Source organism: Acinetobacter sp. GW821-FHT01E09 (assembly GCF_059422385.1).
Map to the genome: position 1 here is coordinate 1,187,186 of NZ_JBWKWU010000001.1, position 16,645 is coordinate 1,203,830.

At 39.2% G+C, this 16,645-nt stretch carries 13 protein-coding genes; 8 read left to right on the top strand and 5 right to left on the bottom strand.

Annotated elements, in window-relative coordinates; all coding sequences use genetic code 11:
• The first annotated feature begins 4 nt into the window (after nt 1-4).
• From AC07U8_RS05510 to AC07U8_RS05530, 5 genes are read left to right on the top strand one after another with little or no spacing between them, the layout of a single operon-like run.
• On the top strand, nt 5-799 hold the full coding sequence (locus AC07U8_RS05510) for a DUF1365 domain-containing protein (protein ID WP_096733478.1): 795 nt from the start codon (nt 5-7) through the stop codon (nt 797-799).
• Nucleotides 796-1,992, top strand: coding sequence for an SAM-dependent methyltransferase (locus tag AC07U8_RS05515; protein ID WP_096733479.1), 1,197 nt, complete (start codon nt 796-798; stop codon nt 1,990-1,992). The genes AC07U8_RS05510 and AC07U8_RS05515 overlap by 4 nt, the downstream gene beginning before the upstream one ends.
• Before the next feature lie 38 nt (nt 1,993-2,030).
• Nucleotides 2,031-2,810, top strand: a complete 780-nt coding sequence (locus AC07U8_RS05520) for a DUF1295 domain-containing protein (protein ID WP_096733480.1) — start codon at nt 2,031-2,033, stop codon at nt 2,808-2,810.
• Between the two features lie 8 nt (nt 2,811-2,818).
• A complete protein-coding gene (locus AC07U8_RS05525; RefSeq protein WP_096733481.1) occupies nt 2,819-3,868 on the top strand; it encodes an SAM-dependent methyltransferase in 1,050 nt (349 codons plus the stop codon).
• A gap of 46 nt (nt 3,869-3,914) precedes the next feature.
• Complete coding sequence (locus AC07U8_RS05530; RefSeq protein ID WP_419262576.1) at nt 3,915-5,237, top strand: sensor histidine kinase; 1,323 nt, start codon at nt 3,915-3,917, stop codon at nt 5,235-5,237.
• On the opposite strand, the gene AC07U8_RS05535 is transcribed toward AC07U8_RS05530, so the two are convergent.
• The 5 genes from AC07U8_RS05535 to AC07U8_RS05555 form a co-directional block, all read right to left on the bottom strand.
• Complete coding sequence (locus AC07U8_RS05535) at nt 5,230-5,928, bottom strand: response regulator transcription factor (RefSeq protein ID WP_419262578.1); 699 nt, start codon at nt 5,926-5,928, stop codon at nt 5,230-5,232. The genes AC07U8_RS05530 and AC07U8_RS05535 overlap by 8 nt on opposite strands.
• 18 nt (nt 5,929-5,946) lie before the next feature.
• The gene (locus tag AC07U8_RS05540; protein ID WP_494737459.1) at nt 5,947-6,450 is read right to left on the bottom strand and encodes a chalcone isomerase family protein; all 504 of its coding nucleotides are present in this window, start codon (nt 6,448-6,450) and stop codon (nt 5,947-5,949) included.
• Nucleotides 6,420-6,998 (bottom strand): nuclear transport factor 2 family protein, encoded by a 579-nt coding sequence (locus AC07U8_RS05545; protein ID WP_494737460.1) that lies wholly within the window; start codon nt 6,996-6,998, stop codon nt 6,420-6,422. Before AC07U8_RS05545 ends, AC07U8_RS05540 begins: the two co-directional genes overlap by 31 nt.
• A gap of 330 nt (nt 6,999-7,328) precedes the next feature.
• Entirely contained in the window at nt 7,329-9,479 is a 2,151-nt protein-coding gene (locus AC07U8_RS05550; protein ID WP_494737461.1) for a TonB-dependent receptor plug domain-containing protein, read from the bottom strand.
• Nucleotides 9,480-9,565: 86 nt separating this feature from the next.
• On the bottom strand, nt 9,566-11,785 hold the full coding sequence (locus AC07U8_RS05555; RefSeq protein WP_494737462.1) for an Ig-like domain-containing protein: 2,220 nt from the start codon (nt 11,783-11,785) through the stop codon (nt 9,566-9,568).
• Nucleotides 11,786-12,364: 579 nt separating this feature from the next.
• Between AC07U8_RS05555 and AC07U8_RS05560 the strand changes: the two genes are divergently transcribed.
• The 3 genes from AC07U8_RS05560 to AC07U8_RS05570 all read left to right on the top strand — a co-directional run bounded on the left by AC07U8_RS05560 (nt 12,365) and on the right by AC07U8_RS05570 (nt 16,504).
• Nucleotides 12,365-12,871 carry a sigma-70 family RNA polymerase sigma factor gene (locus AC07U8_RS05560; protein WP_494737463.1) on the top strand — a complete coding sequence of 169 codons (507 nt, stop codon included), beginning with the start codon at nt 12,365-12,367 and terminating at the stop codon, nt 12,869-12,871.
• Between the two features lie 4 nt (nt 12,872-12,875).
• Nucleotides 12,876-13,883 (top strand): FecR domain-containing protein, encoded by a 1,008-nt coding sequence (locus tag AC07U8_RS05565; RefSeq protein ID WP_494737464.1) that lies wholly within the window; start codon nt 12,876-12,878, stop codon nt 13,881-13,883.
• Between the two features lie 74 nt (nt 13,884-13,957).
• On the top strand, nt 13,958-16,504 hold the full coding sequence (locus AC07U8_RS05570; protein ID WP_494737465.1) for a TonB-dependent siderophore receptor: 2,547 nt from the start codon (nt 13,958-13,960) through the stop codon (nt 16,502-16,504).
• Nucleotides 16,505-16,645: the final 141 nt, after the last annotated feature.

A 16,645-nucleotide genomic window follows, 5' to 3' on the forward strand; every position in this document is an offset into this window, starting at 1 on the left:
GGCAATGTTGATGACTAAACTCGCTGTAGCCCCTGTAGTGATACGGCATCGACGCTATTTGCCTAAGTCACATAAATTTGAAGCTCAGTTGAATTATTTATGGTTTGATCCAGATCAAATCCTATCTATTACCCAGCAATCTTATTTATGGTCATCTAGCCGATGGAATCTGCTTAAACTTGATCCAAATGATTTTTTAATCGAAGAACATGGTTCAATTCGGCAAAAGATTCAAAAAATAATATTAAAACAAGCCAATAGTTTAGTGGCTTCAGATACACAGATCCGAGTTTTAGCGCTACCGCGGACTTTAGGTTTTCGTTTTAACTCAGTGGTTTTTTATTTTATTTTTGATGCCCATGAACAGCCACTGTTTATTCTGAGTGAAATAACCAACACGCCGTGGGATGAACGTAAAGTATATGTGCATGATTGTCGTAACAAAGTAGTACAACATTCGCAGTTTAGCAGCTATCGATTCAAGTTTAAAAAATCATTTCATGTCTCGCCTTTTATGCCAATGGACATGAATTACCTGTGGAATTTTAGTTTTTCTAGCCAGCAAAATGTCATTCATATGCAACTTTTTCAACAAGATGTACTGCAATTTGACGCGACTATGCAATTTTTATTAGTACCCATCACAGTTTCTTCACAGCAGCATCGATATGCTATTTACAGTGTCTTTGAACCTTTCAAAATGATGGCAGGAATTTATCTGAATGCTTTTCGCTTATGGAGGAAAAAAGTACCATTTTATCGACATCCTAAAAAAGACAAAGGAAAAACAATGCCATGAAAGCACTTATTTCCACTGAACAAGACTCACTGCCTTTGGTTTTACAAAGTTTATTAAAGCTCCGTCATGGTCAAATTATATTTCAAGGGGTGTGGAATGGTTTTGTCGGCGACAATATGGAGTTAATTGCGGTTGTTCAGGTTCATGATAAAAAACTGGTGGACTTGATTTTTAAGCATGGCGTTTTAGGTGCAGCCGAAGGCTATATTCGAGGTTATTGGAGTACTGATCATTTGGTTGAGATGATTCAAATTTTGGCACGTAATCGTGATCTTTTGGATACGCTAAATCAAAATATTATTGCTCAGGCAAGTCAATTTTTTTTAAAAGCTTGGTATAAAAAACGCAACAACTCAATTGATGGCAGCCGTAAAAATATTGCAGATCATTATGACCTGAGCAATGATTTCTTTAAATTATTTCTTGATCCATCAATGATGTATTCCAGTGCTGTGTTTAAAGATGCTGAAATGACTTTGGAGCAAGCTTCTGAGTATAAAAAAGATTTGATTTGTCAAAAATTACAACTAAAACCGATGGATCATTTGGTCGAAATTGGTAGTGGCTGGGGTGGTTTTGCCCTTTATGCTGCACAAAATTATGGTTGTAAAGTGACTACGATTACTATTTCACAAGCGCAATATGATGAAGCAGTAGCCCGGATTCAAGCAGCAGGTTTAGCACATCGGGTAGAAGTGCAATTAAAAGATTATCGCTTACTGGAAGGTAAATTCGACAAACTGGTTTCCATTGAAATGATTGAGGCAGTAGGTGAGCAATATTTATCAACCTATTTTAAACAATGTTGCAGTTTGTTGAAACCGCAAGGATTAGGACTGATTCAAGCGATTACCATTGAGGATGCACGTTATAAAAAAGCCTTAAAAACTGTGGATTATATTAAACGTTATATTTTCCCTGGCAGCTTTATTCCGTGCATCAGTGTATTAACTCAAACTGCATCTGAACAAAAATTGCGTTTAAAACATTTAGAAGATATTGGGCAAAGCTATGCACAAACATTACATCTTTGGCGGAAAAACTTTTTAGCTGCCCGTGAACAGGTTCTAGCACTTGGATTTGATGAAAAATTTATTCGGATGTGGGATTTTTATTTGTGCTATTGCGAGGGCGGTTTTAAAGAAGGAGTGATTAGTGATGTGCATATGTTGTTTGAAGCCAACGTTTATTAACTTTTAAACATCCATGGATATGCCAAGGGGTGAGCAAAATGTTACTCAAGTTGTTGTTACTAGATGTCGTGATTATGCTGATATGTTGGCTCATCGTGACCTATAACAGTCGTGCAGGTTTAGTCGATGTTGCATGGAGTTTCTGTATTACGCTGAATGTCATCATTGCAGCATTTTTGCTGAATACAGCACCTATCGCTGTACGTATATTTATTGGACTTGCAAGCAGCATTTGGTTCTTACGTTTGACTTCGCATTTAGTGCGCCGTTACTGGCATGAAACAGAAGAAGACCGTCGTTATGCCAATATGCGTCGTGCAATGGGGCAATTTAAACATCTGGGCTTTTTGAGCTTTTTTATGTTTCAAGCAGGACTGGCGCTTTTGTTTTCTTACCCTATGCTGTCCTTACTGAGTTCCCCAGCTACACAGTGGAATGAATGGACGAATTGGGCATTGGTCGTTGCGATAATCATTATGTTGCTGGCTTTCATTGGTGAAAGCACGGCTGATCAACAACTGTATCATTTTAAACAGAACCCAGATCATCACGGTCAAACCATGGATCAAGGTTTATGGAAGTATTCACGGCATCCAAATTATTTTTTTGAATGGTTACATTGGTTTGCCTACCCCATTTTAGGTTTGGCCGCAGGGCTTTATCTGTTATGGATTTATCCATTACTGATGTGGGCATTTTTATATTACATCACAGGTATTCCGTTTAGCGAACAACAAGCATTACGTCATCGTGGTCAAAATTACCGAGATTATCAACAACGAACGTCAATGTTTATTCCGTGGCAACCTAAAGAGTAGATCACAACATGGATTTTATTATTCAGCAGTCTTTAAAACTGGTCGAAAGTGGCTTGGTTCCAGATCAGGCGATACGTGCAGCGATACGGAGCTTAAGTAAAAAGCGCTTAATTCAAGAAGGTCGTTATGATCCTGAACAGGGCAGCAAGCGTTATATGGATGTCCTGCGTATGCTAAAGTGCAGTGAAATTGCGATTGAAACGGATAAGGCCAACCAACAGCATTATGAGCTTCCCACTGAGTTTTTTCAGGCAGTACTGGGTAAACGCTTAAAATATAGTGCGAGTTTATTTCGCGATGCTCAAACGAGTTTGGATGAAGCCGAAGAATTGGCTTTAGCAGGTTATTGTGAACGGGCACAATTAAAAGATGGTCAACATATTTTGGAAGTTGGCTGTGGTTGGGGATCTTTAAGTTTATGGATGGCAGAGCATTATCCAAATGCAAAGATTACTGTTGTATCGAACTCCACAACCCAACGAGCCTATATTCAACAACAAGCTAAACTACGACAGTTCAATCATTTGACGGTCATCACCTGCGATGTCAATGTGCTAGAACTTGAAAGCGGTTCATTTGATCGTGTGGTGTCGGTGGAAATGTTTGAGCATGTGCGTAATTATCAAAAGCTATTTGAAAAAATAAATACTTGGCTTAGACCTGATGGATTATTGTGGTGTCATATTTTTTGCCATCGTTTTTTGCATTATCCATTTGAAATTAAAAATGAATATGATTGGATGTCGAAATACTTTTTTAGTGGTGGCCTGATGCCATCTGCATCAACTTTCTTACATTTTCAAGATCACTTGCAGTTAGAACAGCATTGGCAGTGGTCAGGTACGCAGTATGAAAGAACGGCGAATGCTTGGCTTGAAAATATGGATCGACAGCAACAACGTTTAAAACCATTATTTGAAAAAACCTATGGCAAAGATGCAGCAGCTTGGTGGCAACGTTGGCGAATCTTCTTCATGGCTTGTGCTGAACTGTTTGGTTTTGAACAAGGGCAAGAATGGGTGATTGGTCACTTTTTGTTTCATAAGAAAGCCGTATAATCTAAATTGAATGTGTTGTTCAGTGGGTCATACAAGGGATATATTTATGCTGAGGCTTTTTAAGGGCAACCGTACTCATCCCTTGGGTGAAGTTTTTAATCGTTATTACTGGTTGCAAATCGGATTGATCGCTTTGTCGATTGTGATTGGTATTGCATGTAGTGCATGGGTGATTAAAGGCACGTTATTGAAAACTGCGCTTGAACAGGAAATGGAACATTATTGGATGCGTGTGGAACGTAATCCAAATGCAGATTTGCCTGACACCAAAAATTTATATGGATATCGCTGGAGTAATGTCACCCCCACTAGCTTTCAAAACATGCATTTAAAAGCAGGAGTTGGTCGCCATTTTGTCGATGGTAAAGAACGTATGACCGTCTATGGTGAGCGTAATGGACAGCATGTTCTTTTGGTTTTTGGTGAAAGTAATGTCAATAAACTAATATGGCTGTTTGGTTTAGCACCGTTAATGCTGAGTTTGTTTGTACTTTATAGTGTGTTGTGGTGGTGGAATCGGCGTGCGCGTCGTTATTTTTCTCCGATTACTCGACTTGCCAATGCTTTAGAACACATCGATTGGGAACATCAGAACAAAGAAGCATCACCTTTTAAAGACATCAGCACTGATGCAAATATGGAAGCAGAATATTTAAAACAAGCATTAGAAAAATATCATCAGGTTTTGAGTGAATTTATTAATCGTGAACGTGAGTTTAGCAGTGATGTTAGTCATGAACTACGGACACCATTAACAGTTCTAAAAGGCAATGTTCAGCTTTGCCAAGCCCGTTATGGCGATAACAAAGCTTTTATTCGTCTGGGTAATACCATTGAAGATATGCAGTTACTGGTTGATACCTTATTGGCAATTGCGCGTAATACCACCAATACGCTCACTCCAGAATACAGATCAATATTCAATATATTACATGAATTACAAGTTGATTTAGAAAGTGTGGGGCAGGTCAAGGGAATACAGATCAATCTTCAACAGGATCTGAATGAACAGACACGGCTATTGTATCCATCTATGACAAAAATGGTTTTTGGCAATATTTTACGTAATGCCTTAAATTATTCTCAAGGTTCAGAAATTGATATTATTGTGCAAAAAAATAAAGTCCTGATCGCCGATAATGGTATAGGCATCAATTTACCCAATGACGTTAAAGTACACGAGTTATCTTGCCCTCAATTAAAGTTACAAACCAAAGGGCATGGTATTGGACTACAATTAGTACAGAAATTGTCTAGGCAATTGGGTTGGCGTGTGGAGTTGTTTGATCGTCAATATTATTTAACTATTCACAATGATATTGCTTTAATGCCTTCCACGGGATTGGTCGTGGTGGTCTATCTTAACTAAGTGAGTCTAGTTCAAGCGAAATTTTTAAGCCAACGCCAGACACTGTATGAATCAATTTCTGATTAAAAGGCTTATCAACCATTTTACGTAAATTATAAATATGGCTGCGTAGAGCATCACTTTCAGGCTCTGTATCACCCCATAATTCTATTACAATTTCTTGTTTAGTAATGACTTTAGGTGAGTTTCTCATCAATAACTTCAAGAGCTTAAATTGAATCGGTGGAAGTTCAATATTTTGACCAGCACGGCTAATAGTTTGTCGTGCACTATCTAAAATTAGGTCGTGAATTTGTAATTGGCTATTAGAAACCTCACCCATTGATCTTTTAATCAAAGCCCGAACTCGCATAACCAATTCGTTAAAGTCGAATGGTTTGACCAAATAATCATCGGTACCTGAACTAAAACCTTTCATTTTGTCATCTAAGGTATCACGTGCTGTGAGCATGAGTACGGGGATGTCTAAGCCTTGTTCTTTCCTTAACCAATGACAGAGATCGTAACCTGAGCCATCTGGTAAATTAATATCCAATAACAGAATGTGATAAGGATTGTGTTTTAATAAATTTCGAGCTGTGTCTAAATTACGGGCATGATCTATTACAAAACCATGTGCTTCTAAAAACTCACAGAGGGTAGATGCTAATTCGTAATGGTCTTCGACCATAAGGATAAAATGCTTTGTCATTACAATAACTTTATGTCGTTAATTTAAGAGCTGTTGTTTCAATTTAGCATTAAAAGGCTGTGAACCTAACCAAATTTTAAAATATTGATTGGCATCATCATTTTGGAGATGACCTAGTGTTTTCTGATTCAGTAAAAGGGTTAATGTGTGGGATGAATGGACGTAGCTTAAAGTGTATAAATCGCCATTTTTAACTGGTTTATAAAGCTGTGTAATTTGGTTTAAAGCATATGTCTCTTTAAAATCAGGAATATTTTTCTTTAAAAAATGTTTGGCTGCACGTTTAAATGCCCATTCTGGAATATCTTGAGTATAAGAAAAATTCATTTGAATACTTTGCATATCCCAGGCTTTTTTACAAGACTCTGCAAAGTAGCTTACTTGACCGACTTGTTTTTTCCCGATTAAAAGGGCTGCTGTTGCACATTGTTGTATAGAGGCAGCATGAGTTGTTGACGTGCTGATGGATAAACCAGTCATACACACAATACTTAAGATGATTTTTTGAATGTTAATAACCATGAATAAGCACCTCCTACATAAGGCAATTGACGATATAGACCATTTGCAGGATCCCAAAAGTCTTGTTGAAAAATAATTTGGTTATCTTTATTTACCTTAATTTCACTAATGCCATATGACGCCATTTTTCTTTGCACACCAAAAATTTTGAACTCATAAGCCATATACCAATGTATATATGCAGAATCTTGCTGATAGGTAGTGTTCAATAATTTTACTTTGACATTGCTAACACGCTTATTCATACCTTTGAAATGTTCTAGTAAATTTTGTCTTGATGAGAACTGGGAAAGTGTGTCATTGATAAAAAGGTGCTCTGCATATAGAGAACTGGCTTTATTTATGAATTCTGGTGTACCTAAAGTATTGAAGGTAGATATGAAACGAGTGCCAATCTCTAATGCTTGGGTTTCTGTCAATGTCATACCCGTAATATTATTTCTGGCGGAACTATAATCTGAGGAATAACTTGGAATGCTTTTACATCCTGATAAACACATCAGTGCCAACATAGAGGCAAAGATTTTTTTTGGGTTTTTCACGATCATTATCCATTTTGAATCTTATTTAATACTGTAGATAAATCGGTGTGAACGAGATGTGAAGTTGGATAAAAAATTATCATTTTCGCTACATTAAAGCTGTCAGAGACATAGCTAAAAGTATGTCAGTACCACGAATCCAAGTGTTATAGGGATGCCGCTTCCGCCAAATATTGAAAAAGACCCTTAAATTTTTAAGGGTCTTTTTTTGCTTAGATTTTGTCTCACGGACTCTATATAAATTTTGGATTGAAATAGAACAGATCAGATTGAGTTAGATGATCATCATGTTGAATCTCTTTTTACAGGCGAGGGCAACAACCCAAAAATTTACATTCATTTATAATTATTCCATTTAAATTCAGCATTGATAAAATAAGTACGTTCCAGACCATTTAAACCACTATACGCAGCTCTATAGGTGGTATTGCCGAGGTTACGGATCCCCGCACTTAAATTGACATATTTATGATTAAAACCCGCATACAGGCTACCGATGGTATAAGAATTAAAGCCGCCTTTTTGTATGACTTGAGGTTCATTAAATACGGTCTGAATTTTGCCTTTCACCCATGGCTGTAACGGCAATTGGCTAAAGGTATATTTATAATGGCTGTTAATATCAATTGGATGTGCCGCAGCTTGTACAAAAACATCTTCAGAATCAATTTTATTAAAACTACCTGAAATACCAAAGTCATGCACTTCATCCATATAATTGGCACTGAATTCCATCCCCCAATTATTGACTTGGTCGGCATTATAATATCGGGTGGTGTCTTGGAAAAAGTCAGATTCACGATCATTAAAATCGCCTGTCGCTATATTGCATTTACCGATGCGGATACAACTTTCCAAACCAGCCCGATCAATAACTCTACGATTGGTTTTCGTCCAAATATATTGGTCAAAGTCGCTATAAAACACACTGGTATTTAAGGCCCAATGATCATTGAGGTATTTCCAAGCCACTTCGGCATGGTAGCCTTCTTCAGGTTGTAAAGCTAAACCTCCACCCAAAAAGCCACCAAACGTATAGCGTTCATACAAATCAGGTGCGCGGAAAGTACGGCTGATGTTGGCAGAAATATTTTGAGTATCGGTGAGGTGATATTGTGCTCCAAGTGCCCATGTTGGTTCGAATATGGTTTTTTCAGGGGTAATTCCTGAAATACCGATGAGTTGTGAGGCAAGTTCAGCATTTGCACCTGGCAGTAATTTTTGTCGGGTTGCCCAATAATTGGCGCGTACTCCTGCAAAACCTGTCCATGTGCCGAAGTCATATTCTAAATTGGTAAAACCTGCATAATAATCTTGTTCAGAAAACACCGCAGTGACGGCTTTATCTAAAATAGCTTCCAGACCAAAACTGGCTTGTAATTGATGCCAGTTTAAAAATAGATTGGCGTTAAAATTATCACTGTCTAAGGTTTCGGTATAACCGCCTTCTTGTTGGCGTTCTAATAAGGACTGTTTGTTATATTTAAATGAGAAGTTATTAAAAATACCCAGATTGTCTTTACGATAAGTGATGGATTTTGATTCACGCTCTTTGCGTGCCAACAGCATCACCATTGCATCTTGCATGGTATTTCCATGCGCTGATGCAATATCTTTACCGATCCATTGGTCATAATCGAGATCAATTTGGCTATCTGCAGCAAATTTTCCTGATAATTTGGCACTCAGTGATTCGGCGTCATAACCCAAATCTTTGACGGTTACTGTGCTATTCACTGCATTTAATGCATTGGTTTTACTAATCGCATATTTTTTATCAGCATCACCACGGACCCGATAGTCATTGGACGATTCTTTGGTATAAGTCACCTTTGCACCAAAATTATCCATGCCTGCGTTTAGACTGGTGGTGGAACTGGTTTTGTCATAACCCTCATCATAAGCGAATTTTTGACTGACCCCGATGCCTTGACTCATTTGTACAGGTTTGGTCTTGACGATAATCACGCCACCTGATGCACCCGGGTCGTAAATCACCGCAGGACTACCTTTTACCACTTCAATCATTTCAACGTTGTTAATATCCACCTGATTGATTTCACCAGAACCTGAATGGTCTAAACCTTGATTGGCGATTTTGATGCCATCGACAACACTGACCACGCGTTGCCCAGTCAGACCACGAATTTTTACATTTTTACCGAAAGCCCCAGTTTCGGTAATGGAAACACCCGGAATATCCCGAATCGCTTCTTTGACATCGGCTAAGCCTTCCTGTTGAATTTTTTCCTGACTGATGATCTGTTTGGAATAGGGTTTGTTAAACATTTCTTGTTGATTTTGTCGCTCTGCCTTGAGGACTTTTTCTGCTGTGACTTCGATGACAGGCAGTTTAGTGGGGTGTTCATCATTTATGTCGGTATCTTTCTTATTTTCTGCTGCATAGAGATGATAGAAAGGAGAGTATCCACCAGCAATACACATGGCCAATAATAGATAGCGTGGGAGAAAGGGAGGTGTGTTCATGACAGAAATCCAGTCAAAATAAACGCAGGGTTGCTGCCCCATCTTAAGAATGGAAACAGCAACCCGATTGAATGAGTATGTATGGCTTAGTCAGTAATCCAAGAACCATTAATTTCATTGACTTTTTTCAATGATTTTTCTTTTTCTGAGAAGCCACTGGTCAGTAAAGGAACACCAGCATGACTACCTGTCATATGCAAGCCAAATAGACCACCAATCCCAGCCAAAGTGACATTACCTGAAGCGTCAGCAGTGACATTGGTAATTCCACCCTCTAGATCCTTGATGTTACCCATGAGTTTGCCCGTGGTGGCATTGACAATACTACCGACTGTGTCAGTTGGATCTGTTGCCTGATTGGCACGTTTGTTCCATAACAATACATTGCCTTCATAAACACCATTGGCACGGAATGCAGTGCGTTCAAAGTACATACGGCCAATCGTTGGAGTGACGCTGGTTTTGCTGGCTGTTGGCGCATTGAGTGGTAATTTATAAACGTTATAAACACGGGTTGCTGCTGCAGTTGGATTGGTCTCATTGATATAGACATAATCACCGACTGCCACCGCAGGTACTCGCATTGAAGTAAAGTATGGAATATCCTGATCAATGACAGCATTATCCAACGCTGTTTTTGTGGTTGTGGTTGCAGTATTTAACCAGCCTTGTTGATAGTTAAGGTTCATCTTGTCTTTAGATAACTTGGCCGCTTCGACAAATAAATAACCATTTTTGACCGCAGTAAGGTTCAGGTTATATGACAAAGCCACATTGCTTGAATTATTGGCTAAATCCGTACCAGTGCCATTATCATAAATTTTGCTTGCGCTGGTGCCTGTCAATTTCAGAATTTCGGCATTTTTAAAGACATAGGCGTTGCCAAATATGGTATGGGTGATCGCTGCATTTTGTGTATCAAGGTTATAATTAATCAATAAATAACCAGTATTACCTTCTGCCAAATTATCGACTACATTTGGCATGTTAAAGAAATTACTAAAGATACCCGCACCACCATGTCCACCACCAAATTTAAGTTGATGATGTTCAGGATTATAATTTGCAGGGTATTCTGCACCTGTTACATTCGCTAAGGTTTTTGCAGTTTTATCATAAGCATAAAGTGTTTTTACCCCTTCTTTTGCCAGATAAATATGGCTATCATTTTGCGCTAAGAAGTAGTATTGACCTGTTCCTCCACCAATATCAGTACAGGTGACCAAATCAACGGTACAGCTTTGTAAACGCGCAGCTTCATTACTTGCGGTTGGGTAGCTTCCTTTGACATAGGCAGCACTGTAGTTGACCAATACTGAATCAGTATTACCAGTCGTGTTATTGACAACCGGCTTAATGGTTCGACCTTGTGTCACTTTGCCATCTGATAAGCGTACAGTGATATAGGCATTTTTAATATTGTCAGACAGTTCGCCTCTAAAAATATCAGGTAGTTTGGCAAACGTACGCAATTGCACATAGGAATTATCAATATCGATTTCATTGAGATACATGGTTTGTGTATCACCAATCGCGGTCATTCCTGCGGCTGTTAATGCAGCTGGTAATGATGTTTTACTAAAAATGATGGCTTGACTGTTTGGATTACTTGCATCAAATCGTTTTAGAATATTGTCGGTATAGAATGTATATTCAGTTGCTGTTGTTGCACCAGCTGGTGTGTAATTACGCGTTTCTTTAGATGCATTTGGGTCAAGGAAAATCGCATATTCTCGTTTTTTATAAACCGTCTTATCGCCATCTTTTGCAGCACTCATCACAAAGACACGATTACCTAAAATCACATTGCTGATACTGCTGTAATAGTCCTGTTTTTCGTTGTTAGGGTCATAACGGACAATTTGAGAGTTACCTGTTTCTGGGTTGGTGACTTTGTAGAATTGATAATCAAACACCGACTCAACTTGGGTATTAATCGTAATGCTCAGATCTGTGCTCAGTGAACCATCACTCACACTCACCACAAGTGTATCTGCGCCAACCACATTGCCTGCAATATAAGTAATCACACCTGTTTTACTGTCAATGCTGGCAGTGCCTAATTTTGGCGCAGTTTTGATGCTATAGGTGAGCGCGTTGTTCTCAGCATCTTTCGCCGTTACGCTAATTTTTTTACTATCTAGGGTTTGTATGGTCAATGGGCTGATTGCATCAATTGTGGGCGCAGTATTGCTCGGTTTGCTTTCTCCACCACCACTACCACCGCCACCACAACCAGCAAGAATGGTACAGATTGAACTCGCAATCAGGGTTTTATGACCTATTTTCATTTTAGATAACAACATTGCTTTATCCTTTGCTTGATAAAAAAACTGGACAATCATCGTGGCTAGAAAGGGCAATGCTTTGTTGGCTATATGATAATGATAATTATTTACATTAAAAATACTAATCTAATACAAAAACAGAGTCAATATAATATTTCTGTTTAGCATGTTGATATTTATTGTGAATTGATGAAATGTCTTTTAACTAGATTAGCGTGGTGCCCAATTTTTAAGCGTGGAAAATTTTTATTGCTGTCACACAAGTACTTTAAGATGAAGCGATATTTTGCAAGCCTTCACTCACAAAATATGTCCAATCTAGCTAATTTAAATTATTGTATAGTCACCAATTTTTTGACTACTTCTTCGCCTACTTCACGTGGTGATTGAGGATTTTGCCGTCAGCAAATAATAGTGTATGCATATTATGATATTCAGGGCTGTCCAATTTAAACCGCAAAGCTAAATAAGCTGCTACAGATTGGTTTGTGCAACAAAAGCGAGTTGGACAAGGGCGTGGTTAAGATGAAAATAATGATTGAATTTAGCCATTAAATTACTGATAATAATTATCATTCGCTTAAATAAACTGTTTCCATGTCTGCGTCGCTTTCCAATCATGATATTGCTCAGCTTTATCAAGAACATCATTCTTGGGTATATGCATGGCTATATAAAAAGTTAGGCAATAGCTCTGATGCAGCTGATTTGGCACAAGATACTTTCTTAAGAGTGATGGCACGACGACAGCAAATTGAATTATTGCAACCACGTGCTTATTTGACCACTGTAGCCAAAGGCTTGATGATTAATTGGATTCAACGGAAGCATATTGAGCGAGCATATTTAGACGTACTGGCGCTACAACCTGAACTCGAAGAAATCTCTCCAGAACAGCACTGTTTGATTATTGAAAGTTTGCTTGAAGTGACACAATTGCTAGAGCAATTGCCTGCGGTGGTACGCGATACTTTTCTCTATGCACAGCTCGAAGGGCTGAAATACAATGAGATTGCAGTCAAATTGGATATTTCGCTAAGTTCAGTCAAACGCTATATGAAAAAAGCGTATGTACATTGTCTGTCTGCGATGTTGGACGACTAAACCAATGTCAAAGCAGAATGAATCTGAACAACAACACAATCAAAAATTAGTTCAAAAACAAGATCAACAACAGACGCAACAAATTTTAAATGAAGCGGCTGATTGGTGTATGCGTTTAAGCCAAGGCGAGTTGAGTCCGCAAGAATTACAGCAATTACAGATCTGGCAGCAACAAAGTTCAGTGCATGCTAAAGTTTGGCAAAAAATGCAGCAACTGCATCATACTTTTGATCAACTGCCAACAGAAGTAGCACGGCCTATTTTAAAGCAAAGCACATCATCCTCATGGAGAAAACGCCGTCATTACATGTGGGTTTTGGCTTGTTTACCCTTACTGTATTTAGGCTATAGCTTAAATCAGCAGCAACAATGGACGGCGGACTATCGTACAAAAGTGGGTGAAATTGAAAAAATTAAACTCCCCGATGGCGGTGAACTGTATTTAGACAGCGCATCGGCAATTGATCTGGACTATAGCGCTAAGCAACGTAATGTCGTGCTAAGAAAAGGTCAGATCTGGATTAAAACTGCGAAAGATCAACAGCAACGCCCATTCTTTGTGCAAACCCAACATGGGCAAATGCAGGCTTTGGGTACTGAATTTTCAGTAGAGCTTGATCCAAAGCAGTCGTGGGTGTTCGTCGAACAAGGTGCGGTGAAATTACAACCACAACGTCATCCAACTCAGGCAGTGATTGTTGCGGCGGGTCAGCAAAGTCATTTGAATCACGAGCAGGCCGCCGAGGTTACAAGTGCTGATCTTACACGCAACAGTTGGACGCAGGGCTGGATGATCGTGAATGATCTGCCGTTGTCTGAATTCGTACAGCGTATAGGAAAATATCAAAAGGGTTATATTGCTTTAGATGATGATATTGCTCAGATTAAAATATCAGGGACTTATCCAATCAATGATTTGCCAACGCTATATAACATGTTGGCTGTCACCTATAAGTTAGACATCAATCGCTATGCACAGGGCTATTGGGTCAGTATTGGTGAAAAAAAATAATTTAAGGTTGACACTTTTTTAAAACTCAACTGGCAAGGCTAATAAGAGAACTCATTGGTATTCAATAGGGGGTTATGGTGTCTCTAGCATTGCAACACGCAAAAAAATTGAAAAAACCGAAGCCATATAAAATAAGCCGCGAGAAAAAAATGCGTTATTCAGTCATGCATTTATTGGTACTGAGCAGCATGTTGGGTGTCAGTGCATTTAGCCATGCTGAAGCAGCAGCAAGTCAAAAGCATTATCAAGTGGCTTCAGGGGATTTGGGACAGGCGCTTTCTAATTTTGCTCTACAGTCTAATATTGCATTGTCTTTTGATCCGAAATTGACGCAGGGGTATAAAACCAACGGTTTAAGTGGCAGTTTTGATATTGCTCAGGGTTTTCAACAGTTATTAAAAGACACAGATCTACAGCTTGTTCAACAAAGTCCACGGGTGTGGCGAATTGAACGACGTCAGATGTCGAAAACCACAACAGTTGCAAACACGGCAACGGATTCAGCCGTGGCAACAAATTCTCACACTGACAATCCAGCAGCGAAACTTGAGACCATTGTTGTGACTGCTAATCAGTTGGGGGAAATTACTGAAAATAGTGGTTCTTATACACCCGGTAAAATTGCCACCGCCACGCGTTTAGTGCTTACACCGAAAGAAACACCACAAACCATTAGTGTGATTACGCGACAGTTGATGGATGATTTTCAGTTAAATAATATTGATCAAGTCATGTCGCATACCCCCGGGATTACCGTATCAGCTTACGACAGTGAACGCACCAGTTATTACTCACGCGGTTTTGCCATTAATAATTTCCAATATGATGGCATTCCTTCTACGACTCGAAATGTCGGTTATGCCGCAGGTAATACGCTCAGTGACTCTGCTATTTATGACCGTGTCGAAGTACTCAAAGGGGCAACCGGCTTACTTACAGGGGTGGGCTCTTTAGGGGCAACCATCAACTTAGTACGTAAAAAACCAACCGCAGAGACTCAAGCATCGCTGAGTTTAAGCGCAGGTTCTTGGAATAATTACCGTGCTATGGCAGATGTCAGTGGTTCACTGAATGATGAGCAAAGTATTCGTGGACGTTTTGTGGCTGCGGGTCAAGACAAAGAATCTTTTATGGATCGTTATGAACGTAAAAGTGCTGTATTTTATGGCATTGTTGAAGCTGATTTAGGCGATAAAACTTTAGTTACACTGGGTGCAGATTACCAGAACAATGACCCTAAAGCATCGACATGGTCAGGCTCTTTTCCTTTATTTAATGGTGAAGGGGAACGTAATCCTGATCCAGATCGCTCTTTTAATAATGGTGCCAATTGGAGTGAATGGAAACAATATACCCGCACTATTTTTGCCAATGTACATCATAAATTTAATGACGATTGGGCAATGACTCTGCAATATGACCATAAAATTAATGGTTATGATGCAACGCTAGGCACCATCCAAGGCTATTATCCTAAATTAGATGGTTCCGCTAATCTTTGGCCTTCTCAATATATCGGTCGTACCGTCAGTGATTCATTGGAGTTGTATAGCACAGGTAAGTTTGCGCTGCTTGGTCGGCAACATGATTTGGTCTTAGGCGCAAGTGGGTCTTACTCTCGTTGGAAGGGGAAAGATTGGTACGGTGGCATGCAGGGTTATGATTCACATATTCCCGATTTTAGCCAATGGGATGGCAATATTGCACAGCCAAATTGGGGTGAGCCAAATGCCTATACCCATGACCGTACTTCGCAATATGGTGCCTACGCCAGTACACGTTTAAATCTGGCGGATGATTTAAAGGTGCTTTTAGGCACCCGTATGATCAACTATAAAATGAAAGGCTTACAAGGTGCTGTGGAGGAAAAGAATCGGTTCATTCCTTATGTGGGGGTGGTCTATGACATCACTGATCGAGTCAGTGCTTATGCCAGCCTCAGCGATATCTTTATGCCTTATGATATCTGGTATAAGTCTTCAGCCAATAAAATCCTAGATCCAGACGAAGGTAAAAACTACGAAGGCGGCTTTAAGTTTCAATCCGATGATGCCAAGTTAAATGCCAGTATCGCTTATTTTGAAATCCATGAATCCAATCGTGCCATCGAGGACATTGTTTATAATGGTGCGCCAAGTAATCCCGCTGTTGATTTTGCATGGATTGGTGCGAAAGCCAAAACTAAGGGGATAGAGATCGAAGCTTCAGGTGAGGTTTTCCCCAATGTCCAAGTGCAAAGTGGTTATACCTACAAGCAAATCAAGGACCATGATGGTGAAAAGATTTCTACATGGGAACCAGAACATCAATTTAATCTCTCTACCCAGTATAAATTTGATCAGCAACTTGATGGTTTAAGCGTGGGCGGGAATGTGCGTTGGCAGAACCATGGATGGCAAACGGTGTATAACAATGTCAAAAAACGTAGTGAAGTGATTGATCAGAAAGCCTTTGTATTGGTCGATCTAATGGCCAACTACCAGTTTAATGAACATTTAAGCACTGCGATTAATTTAAATAATATTTTTGATCAACACTACTTTACCAACATCGGCTTCTATAACTCTGGGGTCTATGGTGAGCCACGTAATTTTATGCTCAGCGTGAAATATAAGTATTAAGTCGTAAATGAAGGTGGGGAGAAAACTGCTCATCTGAAACCAATACTCAACTAGGCAACTACTCCTCCCTTTTTTGAAAAGGGAGGTTAAGTATAATGCTGCTTAGTTTAAAAAAAATGTTTGTGAGACTGGTTATGATCA